This window comes from Aeromonas sp. 130281, from assembly GCF_056642115.1.
This window is the reverse complement of record NZ_JBWVQS010000001.1, coordinates 153,981-180,546: the sequence shown is the minus strand read 5'-3', so window position 1 is coordinate 180,546 and position 26,566 is coordinate 153,981. Positions and strand designations below refer to the sequence as shown.

The 26,566-nt window shown below is 61.3% G+C and carries 23 protein-coding genes; 16 read left to right on the top strand and 7 right to left on the bottom strand.

Annotation, left to right across the window (positions count from 1 at the left end; translation table 11 throughout):
• Positions 1 to 16 precede the first annotated feature (16 nt).
• Both selD and AC1IN8_RS00830 read right to left on the bottom strand, forming a co-directional pair.
• On the bottom strand, positions 17 to 1,054 hold the full coding sequence (gene selD, locus AC1IN8_RS00835; protein ID WP_265435267.1) for a selenide, water dikinase SelD: 1,038 nt from the start codon (positions 1,052 to 1,054) through the stop codon (positions 17 to 19).
• 370 nt (positions 1,055 to 1,424) lie between these two features.
• Positions 1,425 to 2,609, bottom strand: a complete 1,185-nt coding sequence (locus AC1IN8_RS00830; protein WP_479757721.1) for an acyltransferase family protein — start codon at positions 2,607 to 2,609, stop codon at positions 1,425 to 1,427.
• Positions 2,610 to 2,871: 262 nt separating this feature from the next.
• Here AC1IN8_RS00830 and AC1IN8_RS00825 point away from each other — a divergent pair, with 262 nt between their 5' ends.
• Complete coding sequence (locus AC1IN8_RS00825; protein ID WP_479757720.1) at positions 2,872 to 3,516, top strand: glutathione S-transferase family protein; 645 nt, start codon at positions 2,872 to 2,874, stop codon at positions 3,514 to 3,516.
• A 407-nt stretch (positions 3,517 to 3,923) separates the two neighbouring features.
• Here AC1IN8_RS00825 and AC1IN8_RS00820 read toward each other — a convergent pair whose 3' ends face one another.
• Together AC1IN8_RS00820 and AC1IN8_RS00815 are read right to left on the bottom strand one after the other, a co-directional pair.
• Positions 3,924 to 5,117, bottom strand: a complete 1,194-nt coding sequence (locus tag AC1IN8_RS00820) for a class I SAM-dependent methyltransferase (RefSeq protein ID WP_043131905.1) — start codon at positions 5,115 to 5,117, stop codon at positions 3,924 to 3,926.
• 213 nt (positions 5,118 to 5,330) lie between these two features.
• The gene (locus tag AC1IN8_RS00815) at positions 5,331 to 6,761 is read right to left on the bottom strand and encodes a methyl-accepting chemotaxis protein (RefSeq protein WP_479757719.1); all 1,431 of its coding nucleotides are present in this window, start codon (positions 6,759 to 6,761) and stop codon (positions 5,331 to 5,333) included.
• A gap of 86 nt (positions 6,762 to 6,847) precedes the next feature.
• Here AC1IN8_RS00815 and AC1IN8_RS00810 point away from each other — a divergent pair, with 86 nt between their 5' ends.
• Together AC1IN8_RS00810 and AC1IN8_RS00805 are read left to right on the top strand one after the other, a co-directional pair.
• Positions 6,848 to 7,120: an acylphosphatase gene (locus AC1IN8_RS00810; protein WP_025326966.1), complete on the top strand. Its 273-nt coding sequence runs from the start codon at positions 6,848 to 6,850 to the stop codon at positions 7,118 to 7,120.
• Between the two features lie 19 nt (positions 7,121 to 7,139).
• Positions 7,140 to 7,883, top strand: coding sequence for a CHAD domain-containing protein (locus tag AC1IN8_RS00805; protein WP_479757718.1), 744 nt, complete (start codon positions 7,140 to 7,142; stop codon positions 7,881 to 7,883).
• Between the two features lie 67 nt (positions 7,884 to 7,950).
• Here the strand turns inward: AC1IN8_RS00805 and metG are convergent, their stop codons facing one another.
• Complete coding sequence (gene metG / locus AC1IN8_RS00800) at positions 7,951 to 9,984, bottom strand: methionine--tRNA ligase (RefSeq protein WP_479757717.1); 2,034 nt, start codon at positions 9,982 to 9,984, stop codon at positions 7,951 to 7,953.
• A 185-nt stretch (positions 9,985 to 10,169) separates the two neighbouring features.
• Here metG and apbC point away from each other — a divergent pair, with 185 nt between their 5' ends.
• From apbC to AC1IN8_RS00780, 4 genes are all read left to right on the top strand, one after another.
• Complete coding sequence (gene apbC / locus AC1IN8_RS00795) at positions 10,170 to 11,252, top strand: iron-sulfur cluster carrier protein ApbC (protein ID WP_479757716.1); 1,083 nt, start codon at positions 10,170 to 10,172, stop codon at positions 11,250 to 11,252.
• A gap of 108 nt (positions 11,253 to 11,360) precedes the next feature.
• Positions 11,361 to 12,005 (top strand): uridine kinase, encoded by a 645-nt coding sequence (udk, locus tag AC1IN8_RS00790; protein WP_139434523.1) that lies wholly within the window; start codon positions 11,361 to 11,363, stop codon positions 12,003 to 12,005.
• 63 nt (positions 12,006 to 12,068) lie between these two features.
• Positions 12,069 to 12,650 carry a dCTP deaminase gene (dcd, locus tag AC1IN8_RS00785; protein ID WP_139434521.1) on the top strand — a complete coding sequence of 194 codons (582 nt, stop codon included), beginning with the start codon at positions 12,069 to 12,071 and terminating at the stop codon, positions 12,648 to 12,650.
• Between the two features lie 350 nt (positions 12,651 to 13,000).
• Entirely contained in the window at positions 13,001 to 14,473 is a 1,473-nt protein-coding gene (locus AC1IN8_RS00780; RefSeq protein WP_139434519.1) for an inorganic phosphate transporter, read from the top strand.
• A gap of 637 nt (positions 14,474 to 15,110) precedes the next feature.
• On the opposite strand, the gene rne is transcribed toward AC1IN8_RS00780, so the two are convergent.
• On the bottom strand, positions 15,111 to 18,284 hold the full coding sequence (gene rne / locus AC1IN8_RS00775; RefSeq protein ID WP_479757715.1) for a ribonuclease E: 3,174 nt from the start codon (positions 18,282 to 18,284) through the stop codon (positions 15,111 to 15,113).
• A 413-nt stretch (positions 18,285 to 18,697) separates the two neighbouring features.
• On the opposite strand from rne, the gene rluC reads away from it, so the two are divergent.
• Positions 18,698 to 19,642, top strand: a complete 945-nt coding sequence (gene rluC, locus AC1IN8_RS00770; RefSeq protein ID WP_429107804.1) for a 23S rRNA pseudouridine(955/2504/2580) synthase RluC — start codon at positions 18,698 to 18,700, stop codon at positions 19,640 to 19,642.
• Positions 19,642 to 20,289, top strand: coding sequence for an HAD-IA family hydrolase (locus AC1IN8_RS00765; protein ID WP_479757714.1), 648 nt, complete (start codon positions 19,642 to 19,644; stop codon positions 20,287 to 20,289). The genes rluC and AC1IN8_RS00765 overlap by 1 nt, the downstream gene beginning before the upstream one ends.
• 71 nt (positions 20,290 to 20,360) lie before the next feature.
• On the opposite strand, the gene AC1IN8_RS00760 is transcribed toward AC1IN8_RS00765, so the two are convergent.
• Positions 20,361 to 20,942, bottom strand: coding sequence for a Maf family protein (locus tag AC1IN8_RS00760; protein WP_479757713.1), 582 nt, complete (start codon positions 20,940 to 20,942; stop codon positions 20,361 to 20,363).
• A 171-nt stretch (positions 20,943 to 21,113) separates the two neighbouring features.
• Between AC1IN8_RS00760 and AC1IN8_RS00755 the strand changes: the two genes are divergently transcribed.
• The 7 genes from AC1IN8_RS00755 (at position 21,114) to fabG (ending at position 26,493) form a co-directional block, all read left to right on the top strand.
• On the top strand, positions 21,114 to 21,767 hold the full coding sequence (locus AC1IN8_RS00755; protein WP_479757712.1) for an START domain-containing protein: 654 nt from the start codon (positions 21,114 to 21,116) through the stop codon (positions 21,765 to 21,767).
• Positions 21,768 to 22,037: 270 nt separating this feature from the next.
• On the top strand, positions 22,038 to 22,559 hold the full coding sequence (gene yceD / locus AC1IN8_RS00750; protein WP_025326977.1) for a 23S rRNA accumulation protein YceD: 522 nt from the start codon (positions 22,038 to 22,040) through the stop codon (positions 22,557 to 22,559).
• A 20-nt stretch (positions 22,560 to 22,579) separates the two neighbouring features.
• Complete coding sequence (rpmF, locus tag AC1IN8_RS00745) at positions 22,580 to 22,747, top strand: 50S ribosomal protein L32 (RefSeq protein ID WP_005300935.1); 168 nt, start codon at positions 22,580 to 22,582, stop codon at positions 22,745 to 22,747.
• Positions 22,748 to 22,756: 9 nt separating this feature from the next.
• Positions 22,757 to 23,776 (top strand): phosphate acyltransferase PlsX, encoded by a 1,020-nt coding sequence (gene plsX / locus AC1IN8_RS00740; RefSeq protein WP_041205769.1) that lies wholly within the window; start codon positions 22,757 to 22,759, stop codon positions 23,774 to 23,776.
• A gap of 6 nt (positions 23,777 to 23,782) precedes the next feature.
• Positions 23,783 to 24,742 (top strand): beta-ketoacyl-ACP synthase III, encoded by a 960-nt coding sequence (locus AC1IN8_RS00735; RefSeq protein WP_139434511.1) that lies wholly within the window; start codon positions 23,783 to 23,785, stop codon positions 24,740 to 24,742.
• A 67-nt stretch (positions 24,743 to 24,809) separates the two neighbouring features.
• Entirely contained in the window at positions 24,810 to 25,745 is a 936-nt protein-coding gene (gene fabD / locus AC1IN8_RS00730; RefSeq protein WP_479757711.1) for an ACP S-malonyltransferase, read from the top strand.
• A 13-nt stretch (positions 25,746 to 25,758) separates the two neighbouring features.
• Positions 25,759 to 26,493, top strand: a complete 735-nt coding sequence (fabG, locus tag AC1IN8_RS00725; RefSeq protein ID WP_025326981.1) for a 3-oxoacyl-ACP reductase FabG — start codon at positions 25,759 to 25,761, stop codon at positions 26,491 to 26,493.
• Positions 26,494 to 26,566: the final 73 nt, after the last annotated feature.

Genomic DNA, 26,566 nt, shown 5'->3' with positions numbered 1-26,566 from the left:
ACAAATCGCAGGGCACTCATTGGATGACCTCGATAAAGCGCGCGCCATCGCGTGCCTGCAAGCGGCCAATGGGGGAGAGGCTTAGCCCGGCCTGCTCGGCAATGGCGAGGAATTCGGCCTCGGTTTCCTGACCGACGGCCACCAGCAGGCCGCCGCTGGTCTGGGGATCGCACAGTATGTTGCGGGTGCGATCATCCATGGCATCGAGCTTGTGACCATAGGAGTCGTGGTTGCGCAGGGTGCCGCCCGGCACGCAGCCCTCATTCAGGTAGTGATCCACTTCGTCCAGCAGAGGCAGCGCCTTGAAGTCGAGGCGGGCGCACACCCCTGAGCCTTCGCACATCTCCAGCAGGTGGCCGGCCAACCCGAAGCCGGTGACGTCCGTCATGGCGTGCACGCCGGGCAGGGCCGCAAACTGCTGGCCAATCTTGTTGAGGGTGCACATGGCCTCGGGGGCCAGCTGCTCGTGCTCGGGTTTGAGCTTGCCCTTCTTCTGGGCCGTGGTGAGGATGCCGATGCCCAGGGGCTTGGTGAGATAGAGCACGTCACCCACCTGGGCGGTGTCGTTCTGCTTGATGGCATCCAGCGGCACTATGCCGGTCACCGCGAGGCCGAAGATGGGCTCGGGGGCATCGATACTGTGACCACCGGCCAGGGAAATGCCCGCCTCGTGACACACCTGACGACCGCCGTCGATCACCTGCTGGGCCACTTCAGGCGCCAGCGTGTTGATGGGCCAGCCGAGGATGGCGATGGCGACGATGGGCTTGCCGCCCATGGCATAGATGTCGCTGATGGCGTTGGTGGCGGCGATGCGACCGAAGGTGAAGGGATCGTCGACGATGGGCATGAAGAAGTCGGTGGTGGAGACGATGCCCTGACCGTTGCCTATGTCCACCACGGCGGCGTCATCCTTGCTGCTGTTGCCGACGATCAGGGTCGGATCGTCAAAGCCCGGGATCTGGCTCTTCAAAATGGTGTCGAGCACCTTGGGGGAGATTTTGCAGCCACAGCCAGCGCCGTGGCTGTACTGGGTCAGACGAATGGAAGACATGCTTACCCCTTGTTTGTGCAAACAGTGCAGAGGCTCTGTTGAGCCGTCAAATGCGCGCTCAAGCGCGTGAAATTCGGGTGGCCCTGGTTGCCTTGGGAGGCTGCGATGTCACGCAAGGCTGCCGGACAGGACGGGGAAGGAGGGGCGACATGGTGCGCCAGCGCAGCCCCGCCAAGGGCCACAGGACAGGGCATTATGCCACAAATGCCCTCTCTGGTTCGAACTGGAATTCACACAAAACGCAGGGGATTGGTGGGCAAAAAAGAGAGGGATCGGCCTTATGCCACGAGCTGGCGGCAAGGCATCTCCCCCTGTGTTGCCCCGAGGGCGAGCCATGCTCCCCCATCGGGGCAACGTGTGCGCAAGTGCCTTACCCGGCTTGCTCCATCGCCGGCTGGCGAGCCTTGCCGAGCCGGCGCAGGCGCCGCTGCAGTGGCCGCTCCAGCAGGGTGTAGCTCAAGGCCGAGAGGCCGATCAGCACGGCGAGCATCAGCAGGGTGGCCAACACCCCCAGCAGCGGGCTGGTCTGGGCATACCACCACTCGGTGAGCTCCGGCGCCAGATAGTGGATGAGCTCGCAGCCGGTGAGCAGCACCAGCGCATGGAGCAGGTAGATGGAGTAGGAGAGATCCCCCAGCCAGTTGGTGATGCGGTTATCAAGCAGGCGCAGCAACGGGCTCTGGCGCTCCCCCTGGGCGGCGGCAATCCAGATCAGCAGCACGTAAGCGCCTATCAGCAACAGGGTCAGCAGCGGCGTCATGGTGAACTGCATCAAGACGAAGGGGAGGATAAAGGCGAGCAGCAGCGGCAGATCCCGCTGCATCATGGGCAAGGATTGCGTGGCCCTGACCCTTGGCAGCAACCAGAGCCCGAGCACGAATTCACTCACTCCCCGTCCCACTGCCAACCCGCCGCTGGTGACATCCAGGGTGCCACGACTGTGCACGATAAAGGCCAGTACCGTTAGCGCCAGCAGGGGGGTCAGGTTGCTCCAGCGGCTGCGGGTGACGGCGAGGGGAATGAGCAGCGGGAACAGCAGATAGCTTATCCACTCCACGCTCAGGGACCAGGCGGCGAAGTTCCAGGTCAGCCCCTGATCCGTCACCACCTGCAGCAGCAAGAATGAGCTTGGCAGCGCTTCCGCCGGGGTGAAGGGGGAGCCGAAGGGAGGCATGCCCTCCCACTCCCACATCTTGAACAGGGGGCCGGCATAGAAGCCCACCCCATGCCGGGCCTTGTAAAGCTCCCAGCCCACCAGCAGCAACAGGGTCACCAGATAGAGGGGATAGACCCGGGTCAGCCGCAGCCAGAGGAAGCGGCCATAGCCCAGGGTGCGGGGCGAGCGTGTGAAAGCCTCCCCGTAGACGTGGGCCAGCACCAGTCCGCTCAAAATAAAGAAGAGATCGACCCAGAGGTAGCCGTTCTCGATGAGTTGGGTGTGGCCTGCGATGGACTCCATCCACTGAGGAAAGAGCAACAGGCGGGCATGGAACAGCACCACCATCAGGGCTGCTATGCCCCGCAGCGGCGTCAACAGCGGCAATGATTGATTCATGACGGGATCCTTGTGATGTTCAGCTTGGCCTGACATCGATTTTTTGTTGTGGTGCCGCCCCTCAACCCTGATGGGTCGGCTGCCTCGGCTTGGCTGCCGCAGGCGGGATCACCCTACCCAAAAGAGTGCCATACGGGTGTGATTGTCGTCATGAATGTGCGTTTATCACGCAAAAATAGCCTGCTCTCTGGGGGAAGGTCAGGAGCAGACACAGGGATCTAGACTAGGAAGGTCGTCCACATGAATGCAAGGAGCACGCCCGATGAAACTCTATGCCCATCCCTTTTCGTCCTACAGCCAGAAGGTGCTGATCGCCCTCTACGAGAATGATGTCCCCTTCGATTACCTCAACCTGGAGGCGGCGACGGTGAAGGAGGAACTCGCCAGCCTCTGGCCCCTCAAGCGCTTTCCCGTGCTGGTGGATCAGGGGCGCACCCTGATAGAAAGCAGCACCATCATCGAATATCTCCAATGCGCGCATCCCGGCCCCCGTTGTCTGGTGCCCGCGGGGGAGGAGGGGATCGAGGTTCACATGCTCGATCGCCTGTTCGACAACTATGTGATGACGCCGATGCAGAAGGTGGTGCTGGACAGGATGCGCCCGGCGGGGGATCACGATGGTTACGGCGTCGCCCAGGCCAGGGAGCTGCTGGACAAGATCTACCCCTGGCTGGACCAGCGTCTCGCCGGACGCACCTGGGCGGCAGGGGAGGCGTTCACCCTGGCCGATTGTGCCGCCGCCCCTTCGCTCTTCTATGCCGACTGGGCCCATGAGATCCCGCACTCACTCACCAGGCTGCGTGCCTACCGTGCCCGTCTGCTGGGTCACCACTCCATAGCCCGGGTGGTGGATGAGGCGAGGCCCTACCGTCACTACTTCCCCCTGGGGGCGCCGGCTCGTGACTGAGGCGGGCGCGTGATCCCGGCAGAAGGCAGCGAACCCAGCACTGAAACCGGACGGGGAATGGTCGTGAGGGGGAAGAGTGTTTTATGCATGGAAATGAGTTTTGATGCGTTTTTGCCTGATATTTCCCCGAGGATTTTCCAAGTGTCGTGATTTTATTTTCATATTTTTGCATAAAATCAGTGGCCATCTTCACCGCTGGTGAGTGCCATCTGCCGGTGAGCGTGAAGCTTGGCTAAGGCGAGGGGGCGGGAGGAGTGGCGCCAGTTGAGGAGAGCACAGACGGAGTGAGCCTCGTTATCTCTTGGGCGCACAAAACAGAGAAGGCCCGCTATCGTAGCGGGCCTTCTCTAGGGTATGGCTTGCCTCAAGCCCTGGTCTGGCACTGTGCCAGCGCGGGTTGGCGCGGCTTAGCGGGCACGCACCACCAACCCCTTGAGGTAGAAGCCTTCCGGATAGGCGGTACCTATGGGGTGATCGGAGGCCTGGGACAAGAGCTCCAGGATCTGGGCATCGCGACCGGCATCGAGCGCCGCATCGGCCACTATCTTCTGGAACAGGCTCTGCTCCATCAGGCCGGAGCAGGAGTAGGTCAGCAGTACGCCACCCGGCGCCAGCAGCTGGAACGCCAGCATGTTGATGTCCTTGTAGCCGCGGCAGGCACCCAGCAGCTGGGCCTTGCTCTCGGCAAACTTGGGCGGATCCAGCACGATCACATCGAACTTCTCGCCCTTCTCACGGTATTCCCGCAGCAGCTTGAACACGTCGTGGCGCACGAACTGGGTGGTGCTGGTATCCAGGCCGTTCAGCTCGGCGTTCTGGCGGGCGATGTCCAGGGCGTTCTGGGAGAGATCCACGTTGACCACTTCCCTGGCGCCGCCCTTGAGGGCATAGACGCCAAAACCACCGGTGTAGCAGAAGCAGTTGAGTACCCGCTTGCCTTCGGTGTATTTGGCGGCCGCCTGGCGGTTGTCACGCTGATCCAGATAGAAACCGGTCTTGTGACCGTTGCGGATGTCCACCAGGATCTTGACGCCGCCGTTCTCCTCGATCACCACAGGCTCGGTCGGGGTCTCGCCATGGATGACGCCGGTGCGCTCTTTCAGCCCTTCCTTCTTGCGCACCGCCACGTCGGAGCGCTCATAGATGCTGCACTCCGGGTAGAGGGTACGCAGGGCCTGGGTGATGAGGTCCCGTTGGAACTCGGCACCGGCAGAGAGGATCTGGCACACCAGGAAGTTGGCGTAACGGTCTATGGTCAGGCCAGGCAGGCCGTCGGATTCGGCGGCGCAGAGGCGATAGCCGGTGAGGCCCTGACGCTTGATCAGCGGATCCCGGGACTCTTGCGCATATTTGAGGCGGCGGATGAAGAAGTCGAGATCGACGGTTTCGTCCTTGTCGAAGGTCCAGACCCGGGCACGGATCTGGGAGCTGCCTGACCAGGCGCCCCGGGCGAGCCACTTGCCATCGTTTGAGTAGATCTCGACGGTATCGCCATCGATGGGGTTGCCCTGCACCTTGTCGATCCCCTTGGAGAAGATCCAGGGGTGACGGCGCAGCAGGGATTTTTCGCGGCCTTTGACGAGATAGATGGAAGCGCTCATGGGTAGTTGCCGATGCTAAAAAGAGAAGGGGGCATATAGTAGGGGCTGTTGCGGTTGGTGCGCAAGCCGCGTCGCAGCGATAAATGCATAGGCGCAGCTGTTGTGGCGCCGGACGCCATGTACCGAAACGCCTTGTATTGCCCCGAGGGGGCCAGGAAAGGGAATGAAAAAAGGCCATCTGCGAGATGGCCTTTCTGTGACACTGGGCTGGCGTCAGATCCGCAGGCCTGTCATGGCCTGGCCGAGTTCGGTGGCGGTGGCCTTGAGTCCAGTGGTGCCGGCGACCGAGGCGCTGGCGGACTCTTCCACCCGGCTGGCCTCGTGGCGCACCTGATCCAGGTTGCGGGTGATCTCTTCTGCTACCGAGCTCTGCTCTTCGCTGGAGGTGGCGATCTGGGTGCTCATCTCCAGCACGGCGTCGCTGTGGCTGCTCAGCTTGTCGATGTCCTGCCCCACTTCTGTGATGAGCTGCTGGCTGCTGGCGGCGCGTCCGACCGTCTTCTCCATGATGTCGTTGAGCGCCCCTGTGCCAGCCTGCAGCTCTTCAATCATCTGCTGGATCTCCACCGTGGCCTGCTGGGTACGGCTGGCGAGGGTACGCACTTCGTCTGCCACCACGGCAAAGCCGCGGCCCTGTTCGCCGGCCCGGGCGGCCTCGATGGCGGCGTTGAGCGCCAGCAGGTTGGTCTGCTGGGAGATGGCATTGATGACGTTGACCACCTCGTTGATGCGGTTGGCATTGTGGGTCAGCCGCTCGACGGCGCCTGAGGCGTTGCCTATCTCGTCAGCCAGGGTACGGATGGCAGCTATGGTGCGAGCCACCCGCTGGGCGCCGTTGGCCGCCTCTTCGCTCGACTGACGAGTTTGTAGCAGGGTGTCGTTGGCATTGCGGGCCACTTCGCGAATTGCCGCCGACATCTGCTCCATGGCGGCGGCCAGGGAGTCCATGTGCTGGCGCTGGGCGCGGGCCAGGGTCTCTCCGTCGCTGGCGTGCTCGCGGAACTCGTCGGCGGCCAGGGTGAGCGCCTCGGCGGACTCCTCCACCAGTTGCACTATCTTGTGCTGGCGATCGGTGAAGCGGTCTATGCTGCCCGCCAGGATGGAGAACTCGTCCCGCACCGGGAAGAAGTTGAGGCGGAAGGTGAGATCCCCGTTCGCCACCGTCTGCAGCGCCTTGTTGGTGGAGTAGAGGGCCCCGGAGACGAAGGTCATCAGATAGTGGGTGATGAGGGCGAGCAGGGCGGCCAGCACGGCTATGATGGTGAGGGTCGTCCCCTGTCCATCCCACATGGAAAAGTTGCCGGCATCCAGGGTGCCGCTGACAAAACCGGCCTGACCGGCCTGGGCACTATATTGAAATCGATCGCCCTGCTGGGTCAGACCGGCACTGCCGGAGGGCGCCAGGGTGAGCTCGGCCGGCAGGGTGAGGGTGGGCTGCTGGGTGATCAGCTGGGCCGTGGTCTCGACCCGTTGCTTGAGTTGATCCAGCCGGATCTGCATCTGCTGATCATGGCCGTCGGCCAGCAGGTACCAGGTGAGAAAGGCGATGAACAACAAGGGGCACCAGAAGGTGATGAGAAATTTTTCGCTGATCGTGAGGTGAATGAGATAACGGTCAACCCACCGGAATTTAACTTCTTTCATAATGGTATTGCGTCCTGCAAGGGAGAGAGAGTGGTCGTGCTCATTATCGCCTTGGGGGAAAATTTCTTAAGGGGAAGGTGTGATAAATGGGAGAGCAATCGTTTGTCGTGCGAGTGTGGGGCCAGGTACAGGGGGTGGGGTTTCGTTACTTCACCCGGGAGCGGGCACTGCAGCTGGGGCTCAGGGGGCATGCCTACAACCTGGAGGATGGCTCTGTGGAGATCCTCATCGCCGGCCCTGAGCAGAAGGTGCAGATGATGCTGGGCTGGTTGGAGCACGGGCCCCGAACGGCCACTGTGACCAAGATGGAGTGCACCCGGGCATTGCCCCCCACGGGCTCCGGTTTTCATACCAACTGAGCAGGCAGGAGGCCGGCAGATGATGGATCAGGGCAAGGGGCTAGAGCAGGCACGCCGTCTCATGGATCAATACTGGGCCGCCACCCTGGCCCTGCGCCAGCGGGCGGGGCAGGAGGAGGTCCATGCCTACCGGATTGCGACCCGTCGCCTGCTGGCCCTGCTCGCCCTCTGGCGCCCCCTGATCCATGAGCCCGGGCTGGAGCGGCGACTGATGCGCGCGGCGGGCAGACTCTCCGCCCTGCGGGATGCCCAAGTCTATGCGGCGCACTTTGGTGGCAAGCCCCTCCCTGAGGCCATTCCCCGGGTGCCCATGCTGACGGTGCGACTGGCGCGCTGGCTGGATCGGCTGCTGCAAGTTCCTGCCGACTTCAATCCCCTGCCGCTTTTTCAGATGCATCTCGCGCTCGGTCTGGCGGATTGTCTGGCCGAGCCCGGGCTGGAGATACCCTCGGCCGGCAACAGGCTGCGGCTGCGCCACTGGCACAGGTTGCGGCTGGTCCTGAAACAGACCCGTTATGGGGTGGAGCTGCTGGTGGGACAGGGGGAGGGCGATCCGGCCTGGCTCTCCATGCTGATCGAGTGGCAGGACAGGCTGGGTCAGCTGCAGGATGCCCGGCAATGGCGCAGGCGGCTGCGTCGCCAGAAGGGTCGGAGCAAGCAAGTGCGCGCCCTGCGGGAGGCGATACGCTGCCAGTTGCGCCAGCTGGACTGTCGGCAGGCAGAGCTGATTGGGCTGCGGATGGCGTTGCTGCGCCAAGATTAGCGGGAAGAAAGGGGGATAAAAAAAGAGAGGCGCCGGGCCTCTCTTTTCAATGGGATGTCGGCTGCGCTTACTTGACGCGCATGCCTGGCTGGGCGCCTTCCTGGGGCTCCAGGATCCAGAGATCCTTGCCACCCGGGCCTGCGGCCAGCACCATGCCCTCGGACATGCCAAAACGCATCTTGCGCGGGGCCAGGTTGGCCACCATCACGGTCAGCTTGCCTTCCAGATCTTCCGGGTTGTAGGCGGACTTGATGCCGGCAAACACCTGACGGGTCTCACCGCCGATGTCGAGCTGAAGTTTCAGCAGCTTCTCGGCTTCCGGTACCGCTTCGGCCTTCTTGATCAGCGCGACGCGCAGGTCAATCTTGGCAAAATCCTCGTAGCTGATGGTGTCGCTGATGGGGTCATCTGCCAGCGGACCGGTCGCTTTTGGCGCCTGCTCCTTGGCGAGATCTTCCTTGGAGGCTTCCACCATGGCTTCCACCTTGGCAGGCTCGATACGGGAGAACAGCGCCTTGAACGGGGCCAGCTGGTGGTTGGTCAGCGGCTTGGCCACCCCTTCCCAGCTGAGGGTCTCGCCCAGGAAGGCTTCGGCGCGCTCGGCCAGGTGCGGCATGACGGGTTTGAGGTAGGCCATCAGCACCCGGAACAGGTTGATGCCGACGGAGCAGACGTCCTGCAGCTGGGCGTCCGCCCCTTCCTGCTTGGCGATGACCCAGGGGGCCTTGTCGTCCACGTAGCGGTTGGCCTTGTCGGCCAGCGCCATGATCTCGCGGATGGCGCGGCTGAACTCGCGGGCCTCGTAGGCATCGGCGATGGAGGCGCTGGCGCTCGCGAACTCGCTATAGAGCTCGGGCTCGCTGCACACATCGGCCAGCTTGCCGTCAAAACGCTTGGCGATAAAGCCGGCGTTGCGGGAGGCCAAGTTGACCAGCTTGTTGACCACGTCGGCATTGACCCGGGAGACGAAGTCTTCGAGGTTCAAGTCAAGATCGTCGATGCGGCTGTTGAGCTTGGCGGCGTAGTAGTAACGCAGGCACTCCGGATCCAGGTGCTTGAGGTAGGTGGAGGCCTTGATGAAGGTGCCCTTGGACTTGGACATCTTGGCACCGTTGACGGTCACATAGCCGTGCACGTTGACCTTGGTCGGCTTGCGGAAACCCGCCCCCTCCAGCATGGCCGGCCAGAACAGGCAGTGGAAATAGGCGATGTCCTTGCCGATGAAGTGATAGAGCTCGGCGTCGGAGTCCGCCTTCCAGTAGCTGTCGAAGTCGATGTCGCCGCGCTTGTCGCACAGGTTCTTGAATGACGCCATATAGCCGATGGGGGCATCCAGCCAGACGTAGAAGTACTTGCCCGGGGCGCCCGGGATCTCGAAGCCGAAGTAGGGGGCGTCGCGGGTGATGTCCCACTGCTGCAGGCCGGATTCGAACCACTCCTGCATCTTGTTGGCCATCTCTTCCTGGATGGCGCCTGAGCCGCGCACCCAGTCGGCGAGCCAGGCTTCGAACTGGGGCAGATCGAAGAAGTAGTGCTCGGAGTCCTTCATCACAGGGGTCGCACCGGAGACGGCGGATTTCGGTTCGATAAGCTCGGTCGGGCTGTAGGTGGCGCCGCACGCGTCGCAGTTGTCACCGTATTGCTCCGGGGACTTGCACTTGGGGCAGGTACCCTTGACGAAGCGGTCCGGCAGGAACATGGACTTTTCCGGATCGAACAGCTGGGAGATGGTGCGGATCTTGATCTTGCCGGACTCCTTGAGGCGGCCATAGATAAGCCCGGCCAGCTCGCGGTTCTCGTCGCTGTGGGTCGAGTGATAGTTGTCGAAGCTGATGTTGAAGCCGGCAAAATCCCCTTGATGCTCCTGGGATACGGCGGCGATCATCTCCTCGGGAGTGATCCCCATCTGCTGCGCCTTGAGCATGATGGGGGTGCCGTGCGCGTCATCGGCACAGACGAAATGCACCTGATGGCCACGCATTCGCTGATAACGAACCCAGATATCGGCCTGGATGTGTTCCAGCATGTGGCCAAGATGGATGGAGCCGTTGGCATAGGGGAGGGCGCAGGTTACCAGCATTCTACGAGGATCAGTTGCCATAATACGTTCTTGATGTGCCTGTTGGGATGATACAGTGCCGAGCATGTTACCCGAATTGGGGGCGGCCTGCCTAGGGTTGTGGCCCCCGGGGCCTTGGCTGACGGGATCAGCAAGGCGTCGGCAAGCCACTGATTTGTGTGCGGTAACCGTTCACCTCAGGATAACGACAACATAATGGGGAGTTAATGGTGATTGATTCAGTAAAACAGATCCTTGCCGAATTTAAGCCGGCTGGATGGGGCCAGGATCTGGTGGCGGCCGGTTTTGTGCGTGCCGTCGAGCAGCATGGGCAGAGCCTGACCATCAAGCTGGTGCTGCCCTTTGCCGGCCAGACCCTGTTTGAACAGATGAAAGAAGCATTCGATGCGCAGATCAGGGCCGCCACGGGGGCCGCCATCGTCGACTGGCAGTGCGACATCGAAGTGGCGAGCATGCCCCGCGCCCAGCAACTGGCGGCGGTACAGGGCATTCGCAACATCCTGGTGGTGGCCTCCGGCAAGGGGGGGGTGGGCAAGTCCACCACCGCCGTCAACCTGGCGCTGGCGCTGCAAAAGGAGGGGGCGCGGGTCGCCATTCTGGACGCGGACATCTATGGCCCCTCCATTCCGACCATGATGGGGACCCTCAAGGAGCGCCCCCACAGCCTGGATGGCAAGTTGATGGAGCCCGTCATGGCCTGCGGTCTCAAGACCAACAGCATCGGTTACCTGGTGGCGGAGCAGGATGCCACCATCTGGCGCGGCCCCATGGCGAGCAAGGCGCTGGCGCAGATCCTCCACGAGACCCGCTGGGGCGAGGTGGATTACCTGGTGGTGGACATGCCCCCGGGCACGGGGGACATCCAGCTCACCCTGGCCCAGCAGGTACCCACCACGGCGGCGGTGATCATCACCACACCGCAGGATGTGGCGCTGGCGGATGCCCGCAAGGGGATCGCCATGTTCAACAAGGTCAATGTACCCGTGCTCGGCATCGTCGAGAACATGAGTTATCACGTCTGCAGTGCCTGCGGTCATCACGAGGCGCTGTTCGGTACCGGCGGCGGCCAGAAGATGGCAGAACAGTATCAAGTGGCGCTGCTTGGCCAGTTGCCGCTGCACATCGACATCCGCCAGGACATGGACGATGGCAGCCCCACAGTGTTCGGAACACCGGAAGGCGGGTTGGCTGAGGCCTATCTGAAACTGGCTCGTCGGGTGGGGGCCGAGCTCTATTTCAGCGGTAAACCGATTGCGACCCCGCTCTACACGGTGGCGCTGGACGAATAATCGGCTGTCGGCCGGTTGCAACAGATTTAGGGTGGGCATGGCCCACCCTTTTTTATATAATGGATCGGTTTAAACAATCCCCAGTGCTCTTCTCTTTAGGTATTTTCAATGTCTGATACTCAACATTCGTGTGTGATCATCGGTATTGCTGGTGCATCCGCATCCGGCAAGAGTCTTATCGCTCAAACCATCTACGAAGAGCTGGTGGCCGAGCTGGGCGCAGGTCAGATTGGTGTGATCACCGAGGATTGCTACTACCGTGATCAGACCCACCTGACCATGGAAGAGCGGGTCAAGACCAACTATGACCACCCCAATGCCCTGGATCACGATCTGCTGGTGCAGCATCTGACCCAGCTGGTGCAAGGGGATGCCGTCAATATTCCCCAGTACTCCTATACCGAGCACACGCGCATGAGCGAAGTCACCACCTTCGCACCGCGCCGGGTCATCATCCTGGAAGGCATATTGCTGCTGACCGACAGTCGTCTGCGTGAGCTGATGGATGCCTCCATCTTCATGGATACCCCGCTCGACATCTGCCTGCTGCGCCGTCTGGTGCGTGACGTGCAAGAGCGCGGCCGTACCATGGACTCCGTCCTCAAGCAGTATCAGAAGACGGTCCGCCCCATGTTCATGCAGTTCATCGACCCGTCCAAGCAGTATGCGGACGTGATCGTGCCCCGTGGCGGCAAGAACCGCATTGCCATCGACATGCTCAAGGCGCGTATCCGCCACATGTTGATTGGTTGATATGAAACAAGCCGGGTGATGCCCGGCTTTTTTAAATGAAACTTTTGTCAGGAGAGTCGCCGAATGCGTCTTTGTGATACCGATATCGAACGCCATCTGGATGAAGGCAAGATCGTCATTGAGCCGAGGCCCGGTGTTGAGCGGATCAGTGGCGTCAGCGTCGATGTGCTGCTCGGCAACGAGTTTCGGGTGTTTCGCGATCATACCGCGCCTTATATCGACCTCGGCGGTACCAGTGCCGAGATGGCCGATGCCATCGAGCGGGTGATGAGCGAGGAGATCCACATTCCGGACGGGGAAGCCTTCTATCTGCACCCGGGTCAGCTGGCGCTGGCGGTGACCTACGAGTCCGTGACCCTGCCTGCGGACATCGTCGGCTGGCTGGACGGACGCTCCTCCCTGGCACGGCTTGGCCTCATGGTCCACGTGACCGCGCACCGCATCGATCCGGGCTGGTCCGGTCGCATCGTGCTGGAGTTCTACAACGGCGGCAAGCTGCCGCTGGCGCTGCGCCCCAAGATGAAGATAGGGGCGCTGAACTTCGAGATGCTCTCCGGCGCCGCGGCCCGTCCCTACAACAAGCGGGAAAACGCCAAGTACAAGAGCCAGCAAGGCGCGGTGGCCAGCCGCATCAACCAGGACTGATGTCCGCCTTCATGCTGCTTATATAGAGGGTGCTTCGGCACCCTTTTGCCTTTTCTGCAAAGGGGAGGGGCGTGCGGTTACGGCGGCCAACGACTTGGGAACCTGATGGCAAAACGCGTGTAAAATCGCCAGTTTGGCGATGCGCTGAGGGATGCCTGGTGTTGATTGACACCTACCCATGAGGTCTGAACGGGCTTTAATTAATCCACGACAAGCCCGATCCCTGCTGGGCCTAAGTCATTTTCTGTCGGAATGCCCTTTTTTTTTCTTACTGAAATATTTCAACAACGGGTATGGCGCACCGAGCCTTCTGGCATAATCCGCCGCAACTCATAAACAGGTTCGTTTTTATGTTTGAAATGTTTAGTGGTTTGGGTTTGTGGTGGTCAATCGGTTTGGTATTGGCCGTTTTTTTTGTGCTGGCCTATGAGTTCATCAATGGCTTTCACGATACCGCCAACGCGGTAGCAACGGTTATCTATACCAAGGCCATGCCCGCGCACACCGCGGTAGTGGCTTCCGGCCTGTTCAACTTTGCCGGGGTCATGATGGGGGGATTGGGGGTGGCCTATGCCATCGTCCATCTGCTGCCCATCGATCTGCTGCTCGGGATGGATTCGACCCAGGGTCTGATCATGGTGTTCTCCCTGCTGTTCTCGGCCATCGTCTGGAACCTGGGAACCTGGTACTTCGGCATCCCGGCGTCCAGCTCTCACACCTTGATCGGCTCCATTCTGGGGGTAGGCGGTGCCTATGCCCTGATCAGTGATCAGCCTCTGAAAGAGGGCATCAACGTCGGCAAAGCGATCGACATCATGCTCTCCCTCATCATCTCTCCCACCGTGGGCTTCATCATTGCCGCCTTGCTACTGTTCGCCATGAAGCGAGTCTGGCTTGGCAGCAAGATCCACAAAACCCCGGAAGAGCGACTGCTGGTGGATGGCAAGAAGCATCCGCCGTTCTGGGCCCGCCTGACCCTGGTGGCGTCCGCCATGGGGGTGAGCTTCGTGCACGGCTCCAACGATGGCCAGAAGGGCATAGGTCTGGTGATGCTGGTGCTGATCTGCATGGCGCCCGCCTACTTCGCACTGGACATGAGCAGCCGCTCCTACGATCTGGACCGCACCCAGGATGCCAACCAGCGCATCATGGAGATCTACCAGCGCAACCAGGAGCAGGTCTCCACTGTCGTGAACTTCAGCGTGCCTGCCCATGCCCAGGAAGAGTTGATGACTCACTGCGAGGCCGGTGAGGCCCTCGAGGCCATGGCCACCCTGGACAACCGTCTGGGCCAGGTGCGTACCTACGAGGAGATGAGTCTGACCGATCGCCGCGAGGTGCGCCGTCTGCTGCTCTGTATCGACGACACTGCCCGCAAGGTCTCCAAGCTGCCGCTGCCGGCCAAGGAGCTGACCGATCTCGCCAAATGGCGCAAGGACCTGACCGCCACGGCCGAATATGCGCCGACCTGGGTCATCGTCTCCATCGCCCTGGCGCTGGGTTGCGGCACCATGGTGGGCTGGCGTCGTATCGTCTACACAGTGGGCGAGAAGATAGGCTCTTCCGGCATGACCTACAGCCAGGGCATTGCCGCCCAGATCACGGCTGCTGCCTCCATCGGGGTGGCCAGCTTGACCGGCATGCCGGTATCCACCACCCATATCCTCTCTTCTGCGGTAGCGGGGACCATGGTGGCGAACAAGTCGGGCCTGCAGAGCCAGACCATCAAGACCATCTTGCTGGCCTGGGTGCTGACCCTGCCGCTTACCATGCTGCTCTCCGGCGGGCTGTTCCTGATCAGCAACAACCTGTTTGGTGGCTGATAGCCAACACACTGCATCAATGATAAAGGGCCTGCGGGCCCTTTTTTCATGGCTGGGATCCGGCCGCTGCTAGCCGTCATGCTCGGCAACCGGCAAACCAAGCATTATATGCCATCAAACAAGAGTGCTGTTCTACTGGTAGTTCCCTGCCAACTTTCCTCTTCCTCATTTACCCCCCCCCCTTGTCAGCAGGGAGGGTAGACCGCAGCCCATCTCGCCTGTCAGGGGCTAAGCCATCGTCTCACCTCTCATCAGGGCTTCGGCTCTCGTCTTTCATTCCTTGAATCCAGCGGTTCATGACGCTCGCCGTCGGTATGAGCGACCATGGTTCCTGGCTTGTGGTGGGATGCCTTGCTTGGCCCGTGACAGGCTGGGCTTTGACGACCCTTGTCACTAAGCAAGAGGTCCGCATGGGGGCAAAGGCGACGCTTCCTGGCATGGCCCCAGGGGGCTTGGTTGCCCCAAGATCAAGAGGCGAGGGCAAGGCTGGCAGAGGCTTCTGCCTCGGTCTGCCGTTTGTGGTGTCTGCAAGGAGGAAGTTGAGGAGGGGGGAGAGAATTGAGGGGCCGACCCTAGTGGCAAAAAAAAAGAGCCACACAAGGTGTGGCTCTTTTATCAGACCAGACAGGCTAGGGGATCAGGGACGACCCGCCGGGCTGGTTGCTACATTGACGGCGGCTGTGCTGCCACCGTGGCGGCCTGAGCTCGCGACTTCGCTACGCTCCAGCGGAGTCTGCTCAACCGGCTCACGGGGGGCCGGGGCAGGCACGGCTGCCGGCGTTGCCATGGGGGCAGAAGCCTTGCGGGCACGAGCCAGTACGCCAGCGCCTTTGGCAACCGGTTTGGTGGCCGGGGCGACGACAGGCTCGGGCTGTGCAACCACAGGGGCAACAGGCTCGGCAGCAGGAACGACTTCCTCGGCTTGCGGGGCAGGAGCAGGCTCCACCACAACGGGGGCGGCTTCTACCACAGCCTGGTCAGCGATGCTGGCCTCGACCACAACCGGAGTCTCCTCGGCAACCACTTCGGCCACCGGTTCGGCAGCGACAGGCGCTGCTTCGATTGCAACAGGGGCTGGCTCGATGGCGGCAGGAGCCGCTTCGACTGCAACGGGAGCCTCAACCACGTCGGCAACCACAGGGGCGGCGACCTCGGCGGCCACAGCCGCTTGAGCCTGCTCATGGGCCTCTTCGGCCACGGCTTCGGCGACCACGTGCTCGGTCAGGGCGGCAGAGGCTTGCAGCGCGGCGGCAACGGCCTCGGCACTCGGGATGGTGATGACAGGCACGGCGGGCTCTTCCACCTTCAGCTGAGCAGCATCCGCCTGGGCGGCTGTCGTCAGTTGCACTTCGGCCTGAGGTTCATCATCACGCTGGCCACGGGCATCTTCATTGATGCGCTTGCGACGCTGGCCTTCGATCCGCTGGCTGCGCGGAGTGCGGCGAGAGCGGCGCTGACCTTCGGTCTGCTCCTCTTGCTCACCGACCACGGCCGCAGTCTCGACCAGATCAGGAGCCTGCTCGTCTACCGGCAGGGCAGGAGTGTCGGTGGCGGCGACATCGACCCGAACCTGCTTGCGCAGTTGGCGACGTTCGCGGCGCTCGGCCACTTTCTGCTCTTTTTCCTGACGCGGCTCGGCGCTGACGGCGGCGGTCTCGACGGTTTCTACCGCTTCAACCACGACCTCGGCACGGGGCTCGCGCGGAGCACGGGGTTCGCGAGCCGGGCGCGGAGCGCGGGGTTCACGTTCCTGACGGGGCTCACGGGGTTCGCGATCCGTACGCGGCTCGTTGCGAGCTTCGCGGGGCTCACGTTCCATGCGCTGTTCGCTGCGCACTTCACCACGGGCTTCACGCTCCTGACGAGGCTCGCGCTCTTTACGCGGACGACGGTTGCGGCTCTCGCCACCCTCGCGGTTGGCGGCGCCTTCACGCTTCTCGCCAGCGTCGGCCGGGTTGCGGTTGCCGCGGTTGTCATCGCGACGGCCACGCTGGCCACGGCTGCGGGTTTCGTCACGTTGATGACGGTGACCCTCATCCTTGCGCGCTTCCCGTTGTGCGGCCGGTTTCTCGGCAGCAGCTTTCACGTCCGCCGGGGCTGCGTCTGAGCCGAACAGACCGGAGATGGCCTTGAACAGCTTGCCAAACAGACCCGCTTCGGCGGCGACCGGTGCCGGTGCTGCGACGGGGGCCGGGGCGGCAACAGGGGCGGCCGGTTGAGGCGCCTGGACGAAGCCTTGCAGCAGCGGTTGCTCGCGCTCGATGACCTGAGCCTGCTTGGGCTGGTAGACCGGCTTGGCAATCTCGGTTTTCAGCTCGTAGCTGGCCGCTTCCGGGATCTCGTTCTGACGGATGCGGGTCACTTCGTAGTGCGGGGTTTCCAGATGCTGGTTCGGAATGATGTAGACACGGACATCATTGCGCTGTTCCAGACTGGCGATGGAGGCACGCTTCTCGTTGAGCAGATAGGCGGCAACATCGACCGGCACTTGAGCATGAACCTGCTCTGTGTTGTCCTTCATGGCCTCTTCTTCGATGAGACGCAGGATGGACAGGGCGAGGGATTCGTTGTCACGGATGACCCCTTGACCCTGGCAACGGGGGCAGATGTGGCTGCTGGACTCGTTGAGGGAGGGGCGCAGACGCTGGCGAGACATCTCCAGCAGACCGAAACGGGAGATCCGGCCCAACTGGATGCGTGCCCTGTCCTGGTGGACAGCTTCACGCAGACGGTTTTCCACTTCGCGCTGATGGCGAACCGGCGTCATGTCGATGAAGTCGATGACAATCAGGCCCCCCAGGTCGCGCAGACGCAATTGACGGGCAATTTCGTCGGCCGCTTCCAGGTTGGTCTGCAGCGCCGTCTCTTCGATATCGCCGCCCTTGGTGGCGCGGGAGGAGTTGATATCGATGGAGGTCAGCGCTTCGGTCGGATCGATGACGATGCTGCCGCCGGAGGGCAGACGCACTTCACGCTGGAAGGCAGACTCGATTTGGCTCTCGATCTGGAAGTGGTTGAACAGGGCGACATCACCCTTGTACAGCTTCACGCGATTGAGGAAATCGGGGCGAACCAGCTCGATGTGCGACTTGGCACGCTCGAAGATGACCGGATTGTCGATCAGGATCTCGCCCACATCGCGACGCAGATAGTCACGAATGGCGCGCACGATGACGTTGCTCTCCTGGTGGATGAGCACGGGCGCGGAGCGATTCTGTGAGGCCTTGTGGATGGAGTCCCAGTGGTTGAGCAGGACGTTCAGATCCCATTCCAGCTCTTCCGGGGATTTGCCCACACCGGCGGTACGCACGATGAGGCCCATGCCGTCCGGCACGGTCAGTCCGCTCAGGGCTTCTTTCAACTCGGTCCGCTCGTCACCCTCGATACGACGGGAAATGCCGCCAGCACGGGGGTTGTTCGGCATCAGCACCAGGTAACTGCCGGCCAGACTGATGAAGGTGGTGAGGGCTGCACCCTTGGTGCCACGCTCTTCCTTGTCAATCTGGACGATCACTTCCTGGCCTTCGCGGACCACTTCTTTGATGTTGGGACGACCCTGATAGGAGTAACCGGAGGGGAAGTAATTGCGGGCGATTTCCTTTAACGGCAGGAAACCGTGGCGCTCGGCGCCATAGTCAACAAAAGCAGCTTCAAGACTGGGTTCTACGCGGGTGATCTTACCCTTGTAAATGTTCGCTTTTTTCTGCTCGTGTCCCGGACTTTCAATATCCAAATCGTAGAGCTGTTGTCCGTCAACCAGCGCTACGCGCAACTCCTCTTCCTGAGTCGCGTTGATTAGCATTCTTTTCATTGAGTTCTCATTATTTTGTCATTTTGATTCCTCCACAGGATCCTGCCGGTGCCGGCCTCGGGTCTTCAGCATGCTTGGGCAACCTCCCGGTTGGGACATGCATGAGGCGCAAACTAAGGGCACTCTGGTTCAGCCTTCTCGAGAAGGCACGAATTAAGGATACCGGTGTGGAGACAATTAAATCGGTTCTGTTTGCGTTCTCCATGCGTTGTACCTCGCACCCGGGAACCGTCATGTTCTTGTATACACGGTGTTTCGGGATTGGGTGGCATACTTTTTGGCCACTTAGTACAAGGCTTGAACACAATGACAAAACCTTGTTTATTATCCCATTTAAACCACTTTTATAGCAAGACGCCATTTTTTAACAAAGCATGCAGCCAAGGGCTGCCGGCGGTGTTAAAATCCGCGCCATGACACAGATACATCAACAAGTGCAGCTGCTCACCATCGAAGCTGAGCATGAAGGGCAGCGCATCGACAATTTTCTCAAGACTCAGTTAAAGGGCGTCCCCAAGAGCCTGATCTATCGCATCCTTCGCAAAGGAGAGGTGCGCGTCAACAAGAAACGCATCAAACCGGAATACAAGCTCTGCGTCGGCGACGAGGTGCGGGTCCCCCCCGTGCGCGTGGCTGAGAAGAACGAATTGCCCTCTGCCAACCTCGGCAGCATCCAGCGTCTGGAGAGCCAGATCCTGTTTGAAGACGAGGCCATGATAGTGCTGAACAAGCCATCCGGCATGGCGGTGCACGGCGGCAGTGGCTTGAGCTTTGGCGTCATCGAGGGGCTGCGTGCCCTGCGCCCGGAAGCCCGCTTCCTGGAGCTGGTGCACCGGCTCGACCGCGACACCTCCGGCGTGCTGCTGGTCGCCAAGAAGCGCAGTGCCCTGCGCAGCCTGCACGAGCAGCTGCGGGTCAAGACCATGCGCAAGCAATACCTGGCGCTGGTGCGCGGTCAGTGGCAGTCCCACGTCAAGGTGGTCAATGCGCCGCTGCGCAAGAACGATCTGCAATCCGGCGAGCGGGTGGTGCGGGTCAGCAGTGACGGCAAGCCTTCCGAGACCCGTTTCCGGATTGCCCGTCAATTTGCCGAGGCCACCCTGGTGGAATGCAGCCCGATCACCGGTCGCACCCACCAGATCCGGGTTCATACCCAGCACGCCGGTCACCCCATCGCCTGTGATGACAAATACGGTGAGGCGGCCTTCGATGAGAAGATGCGGACCTTGGGGCTCAAGCGCCTCTTCTTGCACGCCTGGAAGCTGAGCTTCACCCATCCGGCGGATGATCGCGAGATGCAGGTGGAAGCGCCGCTCGCCCCCGAGCTCGATGCCTTCCTGAACAAGCTGGCACGCTGATGCAGCACATCCGACTCGCCATTTTCGATTGGGACGGTACCCTGATGGATTCGGTGGGGCGGATCGTCGCCTGCGTGCAAGCTGCTGCCCGCGACTGCGGCGAGGGAGTGCCCGAGGCGCCGTCAATCCATCAGATCATCGGGCTCAGCCTGGAGGTCGGCATTCCCCGCCTGTTCAATCTGGCAGAGGGGAGTGAGCGGGCCCATGCCCTGATCGCCCGGTATCGTCACCACTATCTGCATGACAAGACACCCAGTCCGCTGTTTGCCGGTGCTCGCGAGCTGCTTCATGGCTGGCAGGCACAGGGCATTGGCCTCGCGGTTGCCACGGGCAAGTCCCGCAGGGGGCTCGACAGGGTGCTGGACGAAACGGGTTTGCGTCCTCTCTTTGCCGCCAGTCGCGGTGCGGATGAAGCCAACTCCAAACCCGATCCCCTGATGCTGGTTCAGATCCTGGCGGAACTGGGCTGTGAGCCGGCGCAGGCGGTGATGATAGGGGACTCCATCCATGACATGGCGATGGCCGAGGCCCTGCAGATGCCCCGCATCGGCGTGACCTGGGGCGTACATGACAGAGAACGCTTGCTCCGGCACGATCCTCTTGCCGTGGTCGATACCATGGACGAGCTGAGGCAACTGCTGGGCTAGCACGCACCGGGTTGATGAACACTAAGACAACAATGGGAGCCTTGGCTCCCATTGTTGTTTCTGCTTCCTGCTCAGGGTAGATTGAGGCCGTGGCGCGCCAGCAGCTCGATCAGGCCGATCAGGGGCAGGCCGATCAGGGCGTTGGGATCCCGCCCTTCCAGCCCCTTGAACAACATGATCCCCATGCCCTCACACTTGAAGCTGCCGGCGCAATCGAGGGGCAGCTCCGCCGCCACATAACGGCGCAGGGCCGCCTCGTCCAGGGAGCGAAAATGCACGGTGAAGGGCTCTACTAGCTGCTCGGCCCGGCCGTTTGCGGCATCGAGTATGCACAGGCCGGTATGAAAGGTGATGCTCTTGCCCTGGACCATCATCAGCTGCGCCACCGCATTATCCACAGTGCCCGGCTTGCCGAGGATGCGACCGTCACAGACGCACACCTGATCCGAGCCTATGATCAGCCCCTGATCATGTTGGCGGGCAATGGCGCTCGCCTTGGCATGGGCCAGGCGGCTGACCAGTGCGTCGGCCGACTCTCCGGGCAGCGGGGCTTCATCGACCTCGGGGGAGGCACATTGGAACGGCAGGCCGAGTTTTTCCAGCAGCGCCTTGCGATAACGGGAAGTGGAGGCGAGGATCAGAGTGGTCTGCATGTGTTGATGATATCCATTTATAAATCAATTGGTTGATTCTAACTGTGGCAGAAGGCCCACGCAAACCACCCCGAGCGCCCGTGTGCCGGCCTGGGTTTATCACGAAAAAACCGACGACATGCTGGCGACTCGAGCGCGGCGTAACATAGGTTGATGGGGCAGGAGTACGACATGACAAGATACGGTGTGCTGGCCCTGATGCTGCTCTCCCTCGCGAGCTGGGGACAGGAGTGGCAGCCAGAGAAGGGGGAGGGCGGCGTACAGCTCTGGACCCAGGCACGCCCTCCGTCCCCCTTTCTGGCCTTGCGCCTTGAGATGCGGGTCAAGGCGGATCCCATGGCGTTGCTGGCCGTGCTGCGAGACACGGCGCGCCATCGGGAATGGTTGCCATCCAGCCGCGAGGTGCGGCTGCTGGCGAAATCCGGCCCCGATGATGACCTGGTTTACACCCGCCTGGCGTCCCCTTGGCCGGTGCAGGACAGGGAGCTCATCACACGCTCCCACCTTAGCCGGCGGGCTGGCTGCGCGCTGGTGCTCGAGGTGTGGGCGGAGCCGGACGCCCTGGCACCTCGCCCGGGTCTGTATCGGATCCGGGAGAGTGCCGGTCGCTGGGAGGCGCTGCCACAACGCGATGGCAGCACCCTGATCAGGCTCGAAAGCCATACCAACCCGGGCCGCCATTTGCCGGGCTGGCTGGTCAATCCGATGGCCATCAAGGCGGCGCTGGGCAGCTTTCAGGCCATACGCCGCCTGATGGAGGCCCAACCCAGAGCCGCGCCTCGGCAACAGTTGTTCGGTGGCGGAGGCTGCCCTGCCACGCCCTGAATCCGGTCATGGAGGTCAAGCCCGGTGCCGGGCGAGCGAGGCACGGGATGGGGGAGGGGCGTGCAACGGCATAAAGGGCGCACTGACCCCGCGTTCCTGACCAAGGGGGATGACGGCACAGGATCCTGTGCGGGATCCCGCGGTTTATGGCATAATCGGCCACCGATGAACACAAGTTCCTGCATGCAGGGCCTTGTGCAGGTAAAATCATCGGCGGTAAGGACTTTTTCCTTTGACTATCCCTTGTTGGACCTATAATATTCGCGCCCTATGCAAAAGGTGAAGTTGCCCGTTAAGGTTGATCCAGTCCGTAATGCCTTGAAGCTACTCGATTATGTCGGGATAGTGGAAAAGTCGCAGATGCCCAGACTGGAAGCATCAACCGAAGGCTTGCGAAGTGATGTGGACGTCACTCTGCAGTTTGGCAAAGATGTCCAGAAGTTGACCGTTATGAAAGGCACTGCCCATGCCAAGGTTGACCTGGTTTGCCAGCGTTGTGGAGAGGCTTTCGAGCACCTTTGTGAAGCTAGTTTTATTTACACTCCGCTGTTCGAGAGAACAAACGAGGAAGAGCTGCCGGAAGCTTATGAGCCCATTGAGTTGGACGAAAACGGCGAGATAGATCTTCATCAAATCCTGGAGGATGAACTCATCCTCTCGTTGCCTCAGGTGGCCATGCATCCCATGGATGTCTGCCCCAGAGGAAACATGGAGATGACCTGGGGTGATATCGAACCTGCTGATGAGCGGCCGAATCCCTTTGCAGTTCTTGAAGAGCTCAAACGTAAGTGAATTTTAGGAGTTAGCCTACCATGGCCGTACAACAGAACCGTAAAACCCGCGCCAAGCGTGGCATGCGTCGTTCCCACGATGCGCTGACCACTGCAGCCCTGACTGTTGATCAGACCAGTGGCGAAATTCATCGTCGTCACCACGTGACTGCCGATGGTTTCTACCGCGGTAAAAAGGTAATCGCTTAAGGATTGCCTTTGTCTACGCAAACTGTCGCGCTAGACATAATGGGGGGAGATATTGGCCCCTCTGAAACAGTGCCTGCCGCCGTGCAGGCACTGTCTCTTCTGCCTCAACTAAATCTTGTTCTGGTCGGTGACCAACACCTGATCGCCCCTCTGTTGCAGCAACATGGCTTGCTGACTCATCCCCGCGTTCGTCTCGTACATGCCTCCCAGGTCGTCGGCATGGGCGAAAAGCCGATCGTGGCGCTGCGTACCCTGAAAGACTCCTCCATGCGGGTTGTGCTCAATCTGGTGAAAGCCGGTGAGGCCGATGCCTGCGTCAGTGCCGGCAATACCGGTGCCCTGATGGCCATGGCCAAATGCGTGCTCAAATCCCTGCCCGGGGTCGACAGACCCGCCCTCATCAAGGCGCTGCCGACATTGAGCGGAAAGCGCACAGTGATGCTGGATCTGGGGGCAAACGTGAGCTGCGATGCCGACACCTTGCTGCAATTTGCGGTGATGGGCTCCGTCGTGGCCGAGCAGGTCGAGGGGATAGCGTCCCCCCGGGTGGCGCTGCTCAACGTGGGGGAGGAGGAGATCAAGGGCAATGACCTGGTACGCCACAGTGCCGAGTTGTTGCGCCAGTGCGCCGCGCTCAATTTTGTCGGTTTCATCGAGGGGGACAGGATCTTCAGCGGTGACAGCGACGTCATCGTCTGTGACGGTTTCGTCGGCAACGTGGCGCTCAAGACCGCCGAGGGCGTGGTGCGGATGATGGCCGAACTGGCCGGATATCCTCGCAAAAAACGCAGTTTTCTTGGTCGACTCGCCGGATTTATGTTCAAACGGCGTTTTTCTTACCTGAACCCCGACCAGTATAATGGCGCGAGTCTGTTAGGATTGCGCGGCATTGTGGTAAAAAGCCATGGGCGGGCCGAGCGCCGCGCTCTGTGTCATGCGATTCTGCTGGCCGCACAAGAAGCCAAACACCAACTTCCATTGCAAATTGCAGATCGCCTTGAATCTGTCTTTTCCGACAGGGATTTATAAAACTCTATGCATAGCAAAATTCTGGGTACTGGCAGTTATCTGCCGAGTTCGGTTCGTACCAACGCCGATCTTGAGCAGATGGTTGAAACCAGTGACGAGTGGATCGTGGAACGTACCGGGATCCGTGAACGCCGCATCGCCGGGAGCGACGAGAGTGTCGCGACCCTGTCTCATCAGGCGGCCTTGCGGGCGCTGGATGCCGCGGGTCTGACTGCCGCCGATCTGGACATGATAGTGCTGGCGACCACCAGCGCCGAGAACGCCTTCCCGGCCGCGGCCTGCGAACTGCAGGGGCTGCTCGAGGTTCCGGGGATCCCGGCCTTTGACGTGGCGGCGGCCTGCGCCGGTTTCACCTATGCGCTCTCCATTGCCGATCAGTTCGTCAAGTCCGGCGCCGCTCGCCACGTCCTGGTGGTCGGTGCCGACGTGCTCTCCCGCATGTGCGATCCGGAAGACAGGGGCACCATCATACTGTTCGGTGATGGGGCAGGGGCCGTGGTGATAGGGGCGAGCGAGACGCCCGGTATCCTCTCCACCCACCTGCATGCCGACGGCCGTTATGGCGAACTGCTCAAGTTGCCGCAGCCTCGTCGTGGCATGCCGGGGGCCGAGCTCGAAGCCTACATGTACATGAAGGGCAACGATGTCTTCAAGGTCGCGGTGACGCGCCTGAGCGAGATCGTGACCGAGACCCTGGCTGCCGCCAACATAGCGCCGAGCGAGCTGGACTGGCTGGTCCCGCATCAAGCCAATTTCCGCATCATCAACGCCACCGCCAAGAAACTTGGCATGGGGCTCGACAAGGTGATCCTGACCCTGGATCGCCACGGCAACACCTCCGCCGCCTCCGTGCCCATCGCCTTCGATGAAGGGGTACGTGACGGCCGTATCAAACCGGGCCAGCTAGTATTGCTGGAAGCCTTCGGCGGCGGTTTCGCCTGGGGTTCGGCGCTGGTTCGCCTCTGATACCAAGCGGCGCCGCGAGTCTCGGGCGCCCGCTTACCGATTTCGTCTTACCTTAAAGGAATCAATGATGACCCGATTTGCCATTGCCTTCCCGGGACAAGGCTCCCAGAGCGTCGGCATGCTGGCGGAGCTCGCCGAGCAACACGCCGTGATTAAAGAGACCTTCGCCGAGGCGAGCCAGGTGCTGGGTTATGACCTGTTTGCCCTGGTATTGAACGGTCCTGCCGAGGATCTGAACAAGACCTGGCGCACCCAGCCGGCACTGCTGACCGCCTCCGTCGCCCTGTGGCGCCTGTGGCAACAGCAGGGTGGGGCAACCCCCGCCGTCATGGCCGGTCACAGCCTGGGCGAGTATTCCGCCCTGGTGTGCAGCGACGCCCTGGCCTTTGCCGATGCGGTCAAGCTGGTCGAACTGCGTGGCCTCGCCATGCAGGAAGCCGTGCCGGAAGGCACAGGCGCCATGGCCGCCATCATAGGGCTGGACAACGACTCCATCGCCGCCAACTGCGAGGAAGCGGCGAAAGGCCAGGTGGTCTCTCCGGTCAACTTCAACTCCCCGGGCCAGGTGGTCATCGCCGGTCACAAGGAAGCGGTCGAGCGTGCCAACGTGCTGATGAAAGAGTCAGGCGCCAAGCGTGCCCTGCCGCTGCCGGTCTCGGTGCCGTCCCACTGCGCCCTGATGAAACCCGCAGCCGAAAAGCTGGCCGCCGCGCTGGATGGGATCGAGATCAAGGTTCCAACCATCGCAGTCATCAATAATGTCGACGTCTCCTGTGAACAGGATCCGGCCGCTATCAAGCAAGCCCTGGTGCGCCAGCTGTTCAGCCCGGTCCGTTGGACCGAGACGGTAGAGCGGATGGCAAACGACGGCGTCACCCTCGAGATCGAGATGGGACCGGGCAAGGTGTTGACCGGGCTGGCCAAGCGCATCGACCCGCGCGTGGAAGGCATTCACGCCAACGATGCCGCCTCTTTCGAGCAGGCCCTGGCCCAAGTCAAATAAACAGGAGCAAGACATGAGTTTTACCGATAAAGTTGTGCTGGTCACCGGCGCCAGCCGTGGCATTGGTCGTGCGATTGCCGAGACTTTTGCGGCCCGTGGCGCGAAAGTGGTGGGAACCGCGACCAGCGAGAGCGGTGCCGAGGCCATCAGCGCCTATCTGGGTGAGCAGGGCTGCGGCATGGCACTGAACGTGACCAGCCAGGAATCCATCGAAACCGTCTTTGCCGCCATCAAGGAACGTTTTGGCGACATCGACATCCTGATCAACAACGCCGGTATCACCCGCGATAACCTGTTGATGCGGATGAAGGATGACGAGTGGAACGAGATCATCGACACCAATCTCACCTCCCTGTACCGTCTGAGCAAGCCGGTGTTGCGTGCCATGATGAAGAAGCGCCATGGTCGCATCATCAGCATCGGTTCCGTGGTCGGTACCATGGGCAACGCCGGTCAGGTCAACTATGCTGCCGCCAAGGCGGGCCTGGTGGGCTTTACCAAGTCATTGGCCCGTGAAGTGGCTTCCCGTGGCATCACGGTGAATGCGGTGGCCCCCGGTTTCATCGAAACCGACATGACCAAGGCGCTCAATGAAGAACAGCGTGCCGGCATCATGAATCAGGTGCCTGCCGCCCGTTTGGGTGATCCGAAAGAAATTGCTGCCGCTGTGGTATTCTTGGCGTCTGACGACGCTGCCTATATCACCGGCGAAACCCTGCATGTTAATGGCGGGATGTACATGGTGTAATCAATTTGTCGTGAGATCTGTTCAAATTTGCGATAGTACGCCGAAGTTTGGCGAATTTCGTGGTTTGACCAGC